Source organism: Streptomyces graminilatus, from assembly GCF_001418565.1.
Classification (GTDB): domain Bacteria; phylum Actinomycetota; class Actinomycetes; order Streptomycetales; family Streptomycetaceae; genus Streptomyces; species Streptomyces graminilatus.
In genome coordinates this window covers 1-6,691 of the sequence record NZ_LIQQ01000463.1, presented here as the reverse complement: position 1 = coordinate 6,691, position 6,691 = coordinate 1, and the positions used below count along the sequence as shown (strand labels likewise).

General features: G+C 70.5%; 4 protein-coding genes. 3 read left to right on the top strand and 1 reads right to left on the bottom strand.

Annotated features, from left to right (window positions below; all coding sequences use genetic code 11):
* Positions 1–116 precede the first annotated feature (116 nt).
* Entirely contained in the window at positions 117–3,344 is a 3,228-nt protein-coding gene (gene icmF / locus AOK08_RS32860; RefSeq protein ID WP_055532845.1) for a fused isobutyryl-CoA mutase/GTPase IcmF, read from the top strand.
* Between the two features lie 5 nt (positions 3,345–3,349).
* On the opposite strand, the gene AOK08_RS32855 is transcribed toward icmF, so the two are convergent.
* Positions 3,350–4,789, bottom strand: a complete 1,440-nt coding sequence (locus tag AOK08_RS32855) for an MFS transporter (RefSeq protein ID WP_055532843.1) — start codon at positions 4,787–4,789, stop codon at positions 3,350–3,352.
* A gap of 157 nt (positions 4,790–4,946) precedes the next feature.
* Between AOK08_RS32855 and AOK08_RS32850 the strand changes: the two genes are divergently transcribed.
* Both AOK08_RS32850 and AOK08_RS32845 read left to right on the top strand, forming a co-directional pair.
* The gene (locus tag AOK08_RS32850) at positions 4,947–5,948 is read left to right on the top strand and encodes an Lrp/AsnC family transcriptional regulator (protein WP_055532844.1); all 1,002 of its coding nucleotides are present in this window, start codon (positions 4,947–4,949) and stop codon (positions 5,946–5,948) included.
* Positions 5,949–6,107: 159 nt separating this feature from the next.
* Positions 6,108–6,691, top strand: a 584-nt coding sequence (locus AOK08_RS32845) for an alcohol dehydrogenase catalytic domain-containing protein (RefSeq protein WP_157876885.1), incomplete at its 3' end; no start/stop codon positions are given.

Sequence of the window (6,691 nt, the reverse complement as noted above, 5' to 3'; positions counted from 1 at the left end):
CGCCGGACGGGCTGGATGTGCGGGCCGGAGGATGTGTCGCCCCTTCCGCATTTACTTGGACGTCCTAGTATCCTGATTACTAGGACGTCCAAGTAAATGGGAAGGCCCCCATGACCATGAACGATCTCCACCGCCCCGTGCACCCCGTCCGGCTGGTCACGGCTTCCGCGCTGTTCGACGGGCATGACGCGTCGATCAACATCATGCGGCGGATCTTCCAGTCCCAGGGCGCCGAGGTGATCCATCTGGGGCACAACCGGTCGGTGCGGGAGGTCGTGGACGCGGCGCTGGAGGAGGACGCGCACGGCGTGGCCGTCTCGTCGTACCAGGGCGGGCATGTGGAGTACTTCGAGTATCTCGTCGAGTCGCTGCGTGGGCAGGGGGCCGAGCACATCCAGGTCGTCGGGGGTGGTGGCGGTGTCATCGTGCCTGACGAGATCGCTCGGCTTCGGCGCAGCGGCGTGACCATCTTCTCGCCGGAGGACGGGCAGCGGATGGGCCTCGCCGGGATGGTCAACTCGGTCGTCAAGGACTGTGATTTCGATCTGTGGGACAGCAAGGCCGTCGATGCCGCCGCCGTTCTCACCGGTGACCGGTTCGCCATCGCCCGCGCCGTCACCGGCGCCGAGCTGGGCAAACTGCCGGAGGAGCTGCTCGGGCAGGTGCGTGCCGCCGCCGCCGCGCGGGTCACTCCCGTGCTCGGCATCACCGGCACCGGCGGCTCCGGGAAGTCGTCGCTCACCGACGAACTCGTACGGCGGTTCCGTGTCGACCAGCAGGACAAGCTGCGGATCGCTGTCATCGCCGTCGACCCGACCCGGCGTCGCGGTGGTGGGGCGCTGCTCGGTGACCGGATCCGGATGAACTCCCTCGACGGCAGCCGGGTCTTCTTCCGCAGCCTCGCCACGCGCGGCAGCCGTGAGCTGCCCGAGCACCTGTCCGACGTGATCGATGTCGTCAAGGCCGCCGGGTTTGACCTGGTCATTGTCGAGACGCCGGGTATCGGGCAGGGCGACGCGGCCATCGTGCCGTACGTCGACACGTCGTTGTACGTGATGACGCCGGAGTTCGGCGCCGCCTCGCAGCTTGAGAAGATCGACATGCTCGACTTCGCCGACGTCGTGGCGATCAACAAGTTCGAGCGGCGCGGCGCCAAGGACGCGATGCGTGACGTGGGCCGCCAACTGGTGCGCAACCGCGAGGCGTTCGGGAAGCGGCCGGAGGACATGCCGGTGTACGGGACCTCGGCGGCCACGTTCAATGATGACGGGGTCACCGCGCTCTATCAGCATCTGCGGGCCGGATTGGGTGAGTTGGGGCTGCCGGTGGCCGACGGCGCCCTCGCGCCGGTCTCCGTACGGCACTCCTCCGGCATCCGGCGTGTGGTGCCCGCCGAGCGGGTGCGCTACCTCGCCGAGATCACGGAGACGGTCCGCGCCTATCACTCCCGTACGGACGTGCTGGCCGAGGCGGCCCGGCGCGTGCAGCGGCTCGATGCCGTCAAGGGTGAGCTGGTCGAGGCGGGCGCGGATGCGGAGGGTGTGGACGCGCTGCTCGGCGACGCCCGCCGGGAACTCCCGCACGACATCGGCGACCAGATCGCGAACTGGCCCGCGGTCGTGGCGTCGTACTCCGGCGACGAGCAGGTGGTGAAGGTACGGGACCGGGAGATCCGTACGAAGCTGAACCGCGAGTCCCTGTCGGGGAACCGGATTCCGCGCGTCGCGCTGCCCGGCTTCACCGACCACGGCGAGCTGGTCCGCTTCTGGCGCCGCGAGAACCTGCCCGGCCTCTTCCCGTTCACGGCCGGCGTGTTCCCCTTCAAGCGCGACGGTGAGGACCCGGCGCGGATGTTCGCGGGTGAGGGCGACCCGTTCCGTACGAACCGGCGCTTCAAGCTGCTCTCCGAGGGCCAGCCCGCGACCCGCCTGTCCACCGCCTTCGACTCCGTCACCCTCTACGGCCGTGACCCCGACGAACGCCCCGACATCTACGGCAAGGTCGGCACGTCCGGGGTCTCCGTGGCCACCCTCGACGACATGAAGGCGCTGTACGACGGGTTCGATCTCGTCGCGCCGACCACCTCCGTGTCCATGACGATCAACGGGCCCGCGCCGACCGTCCTGGCCTTCTTCCTCAACACCGTCATCGACCAGCAGATCGACAAGTTCCGGGAGGCGGAGGGACGCGACCCGTCGGCGGAGGAAGCCGCCGAGCTGCGGGCGCACGCGCTCGCGAACGTGCGCGGCACCGTCCAGGCCGACATCCTCAAGGAGGACCAGGGCCAGAACACCTGCCTGTTCTCCACTGAGTTCAGCCTGCGCATGATGGCTGACATCCAGGAGTGGTTCATCGAGCAGAAGGTCCGCAACTTCTACTCCGTGTCCATCTCCGGCTACCACATCGCCGAGGCCGGGGCGAACCCGATCAGCCAGCTCGCCTTCACCCTCGCCAACGGATTCACCTACGTCGAGGCCTACTTGGCGCGCGGTATGCGCATCGACGACTTCGCGCCCAATCTCTCCTTCTTCTTCTCCAACGGGATGGATCCCGAGTACTCCGTGCTCGGGCGGGTCGCCCGGCGGATCTGGGCCGTCGCCATGAAGGAGCGGTACGGGGCGGGGGAGCGGAGCCAGAAGCTGAAGTACCACGTCCAGACGTCCGGGCGCTCGCTGCACGCCCAGGAGATGGACTTCAACGACATCCGCACCACCCTCCAGGGTCTGATCGCCATCTACGACAACGCCAACTCCCTGCACACCAACGCCTACGACGAGGCCGTCACCACCCCGTCCGAGGAGTCCGTGCGGCGGGCGCTGGCGATCCAGCTCATCATCAACCGCGAGTGGGGCCTCGCCATGAACGAGAACCCGCTCCAGGGGTCGTTCATCATCGACCAGCTCACCGACCTGGTCGAGGAGGCCGTGCTCGCCGAGTTCGACCGCATCAACGAGCGCGGTGGGGTGCTGGGGGCCATGGAGACCGGGTACCAGCGCGGGCGCATCCAGGACGAGTCGATGCTGTACGAGCAGCGCAAGCACGACGGCACGCTGCCGATCATCGGCGTCAACACCTTCCGCCGGCCCGGTGGCGAGGGGGCGTCCCACGAGGTCGAACTCGCCCGCGCCACGGAGACGGAGAAGGAGTCCCAGCTCGCCCGCGTCCTCGACTTCCAGAACGCCCACGGGGCGGAGGCCACGCGGGCGCTCGCCCGGCTGAAGGAGGCGGCCGTGGGTGGCGACAACGCCTTCGAGGCGCTGATGGCCGCCGCCCGGGTGTGCACACTCCGACAGGTGACGGAGGCGTTCTTCGAGATCGGGGGGCAGTATCGGAGGAACGTCTGAGTACGTCATTGGCCGGCCGCCTCCCTGGCGGGTTCCGCCGGTCGGGTACGGCGGCTGGCCGTCATCGCGCCGGCCGCCATCGCCGTGGCGGCCAGCAGTACGGCGGCCACGACGAGCGCGTGTTCGGCGGCAGTGCGGGCGCCGCCGGTCGCGCCGAGGTAGACACCGCCGATGAGCGCGACGCCGAGGGTCCCGCCTAGCTGCTGGACGGCGTTGAGCAGCCCCGCCGCCGACCCGGTCTCCTGCGCGCCGACGACCCCCAGCGCCGTGGTGAAGAAGGGTGGCGTGAACAGGCCGGTGCCCAGCCCCGCCAGCGCGAGGGCGAACGGTACGGCCGTCGGGTAGGCGCCGGGGGCGGCGGCGCGGTAGGCGAGCGCGGCCGTGACCAGCGCGGCGGCGAAGACGGCGATTCCGGCGTGCATGACTCGGGTGCCGTACCGGGGGGTGAGGTGGGCTCCGGCGGCCCAGGAAGCCACGGCCAGCCCCGTGGACCAGGGCAGCAGGGTGAGTCCGGCGGCGAGCGGCCCGTAGTGGAGGCCGAGTTCGAGGTGGAGGACGACGGTGATCATGACGCCGTTCATGACCGCGAAGAACAGCGTCGAGGTGGCCAGCGCGGCGGGGAAGACCCGGCCGCGCAGCAGGGCCGGTTCGATCAGCGGGGCCTTGCCGAGGCGGGCGGTACGGCGCTGCTGCGCGACGAGCACCGCGAGGACCACGGCGCCGCCCGCCGAGGTCGCCCAGGCGACGGGCCCGGGATGCCCGGTGGCGATCGGGCACACCAGCAGCGCGATGCCGAGCATGGCCAGCGCGGTGCCCGCCGGGTCGAGTCGGGGGCGGACGGGGGCCCGGTCCTCACGCAGCCGGGGTGCCGCCGCCAGGACGGCGGCGGCGAGGGGCAGGTTCACGAGGAACACGGCACGCCAGGAGGTGCCGAGCAGGTCGGCGTGGGTGAGGACACCGCCGAGCGCGGGGCCGGCGACGGCGGACAGCCCCATGACAGGGCCGATCATGCCGAGGGCCTTGGACAGCTCGGCGCCGTCGAACATGGCGCGGATCAGCCCGAACGTCTGCGGGATGATCGCGGCGGCGGCGGCCCCTTGCAGGGCGCGCAGGGCGATGAGGACGGCGGCGGTGGGCGCGAACGCGCACGCCAGCGAGGTCACGGCGAAGGCGATGACCCCGGCGCGGAAGACCCGCTTGCGGCCGTGGATGTCCCCGAGCCGGGCACCGGTGAGCAGACCGAGGGCGAAGGCGAGGGTGTACGAGGCACTGAACCACGGGATGGTGGTGTCCGCTCCGCCGAGGGTGGTGTGGATGACGGGGGCGGCGACCTGGACGATCGTCGCGTCGAGGAGGTTCATCGCCTCGGCGGCGAGCAGCGCGGCGAGCGCGGTCCAGCGCCATCGGTAGGGCGCGGGCGCGGACACGTCGGTGGTTCGGGACATGTGGTCGCCTCCAGGGAAACGGGTCCAGGGACACGGCCCAGGGATACGGGTGGTCGTGGCGGGCCGGTGACCACCGTGCCCGCGCACCCGCATCGGCTTCCATTTCTCCTCTATGGATAGGTGATTACTTCCATCGGAGTCGGCTAGTTTGCTGGACATGCTCGTACTGGATGACTTGGACCGGGGTCTGATCCATGCCCTACAGGTGGACGCGAGGGCACCCTTCACGCTCATCGCCGAGGTGCTCGGCTCCTCGACGCAGACTGTCGTACGCCGCTACCGGCGCATGTACGCGCAGGCCGGTCTGCGGGTGGTGACGCTGCCGACGCCGCACAGCTCGGGCGCGCACCAGTGGTTCGTACGGCTGACGGCCGTGACGCGCAGCGCGCACGACATCGCGGTGGCGCTCGCCCGGCGGCCGGACACCTCGTGGGTACGGCTGACGTCCGGCGGTACGGAGATCGTGGCGATCATCCACACGGCACCGTCCGGCCCGGACGCGCACGCGCTGCTGCTGCGCGACATCCCGCGCACCGCCGGGATCACCTCGGTCTCCGCGCACTACCTGCTGCACACCTACCTCGGCGGGCCGACCGCGTGGCGGGGCCGGGTGAACGTCCTCGACGAGGACCAGCAGGCCCGGCTGCGCGCCGAACGGGACGCGACCGGAAACGGAGCAGACAGTGGCGTCCCGGCCCCCGGCGAAGAGCCGTACCTGCTGACCGACACGGACCGGGTGCTGCTGGACGCGTTGCGCGAGGACGCGCGGCTCAGCTACGCGGAACTGGCGGCGGCGACCGGCACGACGGCGTCGACGGCGGCCCGAAGACTCGCCGAACTGCGGGCGCGCGGCGCGTTTTTCTTCGATGTGGACGTCGACCCGGCACTGCTGGGCATCACGGTGTCGGCGCTGTTGTGGATGCATGTCGCGCCGGCCCACCTGGACGCGGTGGCGACCGCGTTGGCCGACCACGAGGAACTCGCGCTGGTCGCGGCGACGACCGGGCCGACGAACCTGGTCGCGCACGCGCTGTGCCCGGACGCGGAGGCGCTCCACGCGTACCTGACGCGGCGCGTGGCATGGGAGGCGGTGACACGCATCGAAACGGCCCCGGTGCTGCGCACGTACAAGTCGGCCACGACCCTGCGGACCCCCTGACGCGGGAGTGCTTCCGAGTACGGGTGGGCGCGGCCGAATAGTGTCCGGCGGCCTCCGGATCCTTGACCGCCGCTCGGCGCTCCCCGATGCTGTGTTGCGGCACATGAGATGTGTGCCGTAATGAGCAACATCCAGGTTTGAATCAGCCGAGGAGTGGCCATGACTCACCAGGTCCGTGCTGTCGTCGCGCGGGGGAAGGGTGCCCCCGTCAGCCTGGAGACGATCCTCGTGCCGGATCCCGGACCGGGCGAGGCGCTGGTGAAGATCCAGGCCTGCGGGGTGTGCCACACCGATCTGCACTACCGCGAGGGCGGGATCAACGACGACTTCCCGTTCCTGCTCGGCCATGAGGCGGCCGGGGTCGTGGAGTCGGTGGGGGAGGGTGTCACGGATGTCGCCCCCGGTGACTTCGTGATCCTCAACTGGCGTGCGGTGTGCGGGAGTTGCCGGGCGTGTCTGCGTGGGCGCCCGTGGTACTGCTTCAACACGCACAACGCCAGGCAGAGGATGACCCTGCTGGATGGGACCGAGCTGTCGCCGGCCCTCGGGATCGGTGCCTTCGCCGAGAAGACCCTGGTCGCGGCCGGTCAGTGCACCAAGGTCGACCCGGCCGCCTCGGCCGCTGTCGCCGGGCTGCTGGGGTGCGGGGTGATGGCGGGTATCGGTGCCGCCATCAACACCGGGAACGTCGGACGCGGCGACTCCGTCGCGGTCATCGGGTGCGGTGGCGTCGGGGACGCGGC

What these genes read in the sequence shown, in the direction of transcription:
- icmF (WP_055532845.1), top strand. Translation starts at nt 117, where the DNA reads ATGAACGATCTCCACCGCCCCGTGCACCCCGTCCGGCTGGTCACGGCT.
- AOK08_RS32855 (WP_055532843.1), bottom strand. Translation starts at nt 4,789, where the DNA reads ATGTCCCGAACCACCGACGTGTCCGCGCCCGCGCCCTACCGATGGCGC.
- AOK08_RS32850 (WP_055532844.1), top strand. Translation starts at nt 4,947, where the DNA reads ATGCTCGTACTGGATGACTTGGACCGGGGTCTGATCCATGCCCTACAG.